General features: G+C 69.3%; 6 protein-coding genes and 1 pseudogene. 3 read left to right on the forward strand and 4 right to left on the reverse strand.

What is annotated here, in order from left to right; genetic code table 11:
• Positions 1-208 (forward strand): nuclear transport factor 2 family protein (locus AC2VNT_RS09600; protein ID WP_486946637.1); only part of this gene is annotated, 208 nt, incomplete at its 5' end.
• Positions 209-224: 16 nt separating this feature from the next.
• On the opposite strand, the gene AC2VNT_RS09605 is transcribed toward AC2VNT_RS09600, so the two are convergent.
• From AC2VNT_RS09605 to AC2VNT_RS09620, 4 genes are all read right to left on the reverse strand, one after another.
• Entirely contained in the window at positions 225-875 is a 651-nt protein-coding gene (locus AC2VNT_RS09605) for a L,D-transpeptidase family protein (protein ID WP_486946638.1), read from the reverse strand.
• A gap of 78 nt (positions 876-953) precedes the next feature.
• Positions 954-1196, reverse strand: coding sequence for a hypothetical protein (locus tag AC2VNT_RS09610; RefSeq protein ID WP_486946639.1), 243 nt, complete (start codon positions 1194-1196; stop codon positions 954-956).
• Positions 1197-1307: 111 nt separating this feature from the next.
• Positions 1308-1565 carry a hypothetical protein gene (locus tag AC2VNT_RS09615; protein WP_486946640.1) on the reverse strand — a complete coding sequence of 86 codons (258 nt, stop codon included), beginning with the start codon at positions 1563-1565 and terminating at the stop codon, positions 1308-1310.
• Positions 1566-2115: 550 nt separating this feature from the next.
• Positions 2116-2742, reverse strand: coding sequence for a phosphatase PAP2 family protein (locus tag AC2VNT_RS09620; RefSeq protein WP_486946641.1), 627 nt, complete (start codon positions 2740-2742; stop codon positions 2116-2118).
• Positions 2743-2766: 24 nt separating this feature from the next.
• Here AC2VNT_RS09620 and bluB point away from each other — a divergent pair, with 24 nt between their 5' ends.
• Positions 2767-3420 (forward strand): 5,6-dimethylbenzimidazole synthase, encoded by a 654-nt coding sequence (gene bluB / locus AC2VNT_RS09625; protein ID WP_486946642.1) that lies wholly within the window; start codon positions 2767-2769, stop codon positions 3418-3420.
• Positions 3417-3671, forward strand: a pseudogene (locus tag AC2VNT_RS09630) (hypothetical protein); the annotation flags it as partial. The gene bluB and the pseudogene AC2VNT_RS09630, both read left to right, overlap by 4 nt.

A 3671-nucleotide genomic window follows, 5' to 3' on the forward strand; every position in this document is an offset into this window, starting at 1 on the left:
GGCGTCCGGGATCTGGTATCTGCAGGATCGGGTGATCGTCGCCGAGGCCGACTTCATGCTGATCGGCGCGGCGTTCTACCGCGACGAGTATCGGCGCACCGCCGACGGCTGGCGGATCAGCGCCACCGGCTACGACCGCACCTATGAGGCGACGATGCGGTTGCCGGAGAGCGGTTTTGCGGTGAAGGCTGGGCCGGCGATGGCCTGACCATCCGGCGGTCGGGTCACTGCGCGATCGCGATCACCGCGCCGGGCCGTAGCCACCGGATGATCTTGACCAGGGTGTCGTCGTCGATGGCGACGCAGCCCGCCGTCGGCCCACCGTCGGTGGTGTGGAAGAAGAAGGCGCCGCCGTCGCCGGGTATCTGGGCCTTGTTCACGCCCATCACCACCGCGTGCTTGTACTGCGGGATGTCGAGGTTCTCGGCGTCGGAGGTGTCGAACGGGCACTGGGCCCGCTTGCAGACCTGCATGGTGTTGTAGGTGGGCCCCGGGCCGCTGCTCCACCAGTGATCCGGGCCGACCTGGACGTATTTCAGGGCGGTACCCGGGTCGGGTGCGGTGCCGAACGCGTAGTCCAGCGAGTAGACGCCCATCGGGGTGGCCGGGAAGCCGTCCCGGGCCTTGGGGGTCATCCCGGCCGAGCCGATGTGGGTGGGGATGCCGACCCCGACCGGCTTCCAGCCGGCCGCGCCGCGCTGGTAGACGTCCATCTTGGCGTTCGAGCCGCCGACGCCGACCACCGAGACCACCTGGGTGGCATTGCCGACGGACTGGCCGAACCACGGGGTGACGGCGTAGCCCGCCGGTGCCGCGATCAGCGCGCCGGCCAGGGCAGACAGCATGACGGACAGCAGACCCAGTAATCGGCGCATCGGTCAATCGTCGGCTGCGGGCGAACCGAAGGCAAGGAGGGCCGGGTAAAGGTTCCGGCACGCTTGGATCACGCTTGATCAACTGCCGGGAGCGCGGTCCAGCTGGTCGACCGGAACCTCCTGTTTGAGGAAGCTGCGCGACGACAGGTACGCCCGGAAGTAGTCCCGATGGTCGTCGCAGGTGAGCCAGACCTTCCGGCGTTGCGGGGTGTGGATCTGCGGGTTGTTCCACAGCATGCCGAAGGTCGCGTCCGCGTTGCAGCCCTGCCGGGAACAGATCAGCGCGCCGACCGGGTCGGCCGCAGACGTGGTGTCGGTCATTTTCCGGTCAGGGGCGCGGTGTCTGCTGAGCAGACCCGTTTCCCCATCCCCCTTTCAATCCGTGCGTGCGGTTTTCCCGCACACGGCTTACCGATGATCTTCTAGACATGGTTACGCTGCCTTCGGGTAGCGGATGGTGCCGCGAAGCCGGTGCAGGCCGTGACCGTTAAACCACTCCTCGGTCCACCGATCGGCCTGGCCAGCACGCAGATTGCGGCCCCGCTTTTTAACCATCAAGCGAAACAGCCTCCAGGCATGCTCGGCTTGCGCCGCGCGGTTGTGGCAGCGGCAGGACGCCGTTATCAGCTCGTCGCCGGCTACAGCAAGCGATGACCTGCCGGGGTAGTTGGACCGGGCAAGCCCGGTCATGCCCTCGCGCTTACCCACTTCACACGCGTGATCAAAGTTGGGGCCCTTTCCTCCCGGCGCCAGACTGTGTGCACGTGCCGCCTCCCATACCCCGGAGAGACCCGACGAGCTGACCCCGGACCGGGGCTCGACGGACATGGCCTTCGCCGTGAGATGAGCGGCTCGACTCTCCCGTTGTAACGCGGCTGCAGAGTTCGCCTAACGCTACGGCCCGCGCAGTTGCTCCCTCCGAAGAGGCTCTTGACACCCCGCTCAGCCCGCCGCCTCTCGACGACGAACCGCGGCCTGCTACCCGGCGCTCCGGTGCCTACCGGGACGGGACTCCCACCCGCCAGTCCAGCCCAACTTTCAGGACGCAACATCACCATCCAATCTAAGTCGGCCCGTCTTCGCCGGGTCAACCGTTGCGGGCTGTTGAAGAACCGGCTGGACCGTCCGGCGGAGAAACTTCACGACATCGTGCACTCCGGCGTGTCCTGGCCGAGGTCGCCGCCCAGGACGGCGGCCACCTGTACCCCCGACCCGGCCAAGGAATGACCGGAGACGGCCGTCACCACCCGGGCCGCACCAGCCACCGGCAGCCACTGACGTAGGCGTAACCGAGCGCCCAACCGGCCAGCACGTCGGACGGGTGGTGCACGTTGAGGATCACCCGCCCGGCGCCGACCGCCAGCACGATCAGCGCACCCACCGCGACGGCCACCGCGCGGGCCGGCCGGTTCAGCAGCGGCAGCAGCACGGTCAGCAGCGCCAGCACCCCGATCATCACGCCCAGCGCGTGCCCGGACGGAAACGACGACGACGCGGCGCCCACCAGTGCGGTCACCGGCCGGGGCCGGTCGGCCAGCCCCTTGGCGATCCGGGTCAGGAACTCGCAGAGCTCGACACTGATCGCCAGGAACAGCACCACCCGCAGCCGGCGCATCGCCAGCGCCACCAGCATCACCACCGCCCCGACCACCCGGAAGGTGACCGGGGCGAACACCGTGCACACGCCGTCCCAGAACCGCACCCAGTCCGGGTGCTTGATCCCGACGTGGTGGCTCGCGCTCAGCGCCGACGAGTCGATGCCGGCCAGCCAGCCCCAGCCCTGCCGATAGCCGACCCACAGCGCCGGGTAGACCACCAGCGCCGCCAGCGGGAGAAGCCATCCGGGTCGCACCCTGCGCAGCTGCATCGCTGCGATTTCTATCATGGCTGGGTGGCCGACCACGCGTTCGACCCGGCCGAGCGCCGGGCGGTGTATCGGGTGATCGCCGAGCGCCGCGACATGCGCCGGTTCGTCGCCGGCAGCACCGTCGACGCCGACGTGCTGACCCGGCTGCTGCACGCGGCGCACGCCGCGCCGAGTGTCGGCCTGATGCAGCCGTGGCGGTTCATCCGGATCACCGACGGCGCGCTGCGCGCGCGGATCCACACCCTGGTCGACGACGAGCGCCGGCTCACCGGCCGCGCACTCGGCCACCGCGAACAGGAGTTCCTGGCGCTGAAGGTGGAGGGTGTCCGCGACTGCGCCGAACTGTTCGTGGTGGCCCTCTGCGACGGCCGGCAAGCCCATGTCTTCGGCCGGCGCACCATGCCGCAGATGGACCTGGCGTCGGTGTCCTGCGCGATCCAGAACCTGTGGCTGGCGGCCCGCGCCGAAGGCCTGGGCATGGGCTGGGTCTCGCTCTTCGATCCGGACCGGCTCGCCGAGCTGCTGGCCATCCCCGCCGGAGCCGAACCGGTGGCGATCCTGTGCCTGGGACCGGTACCGGCGTTCCCGGATCGTCCCGCACTGGAGCTGGACGGCTGGACGCATCCGCAACCGCTGGCCGACGTCGTCTCCGAGAACGCCTGGCCGGCGACGCCGTGACGACTCTCGACGACGAGGCCGCGCGGGTCACCGAGATCTGGTCGCGGTTGGGGCTGCCCGGAATCGTCGACGTGCACACCCATTTCATGCCGAAAGCGGTGCTGGACAAGGTGTGGCGGTACTTCGACTCGGCCGGCCCACTGGTCGGACGGCACTGGCCGATCGGCTATCACGACGCGATGACCGCCCTGGCTCGGCTGCCCGGGGTCGACGACGATTGGCTGCGCAACGTGTTCTACCGCAACGCGGCC

Source organism: Mycobacterium sp. TH-M15, from assembly GCF_057473705.1.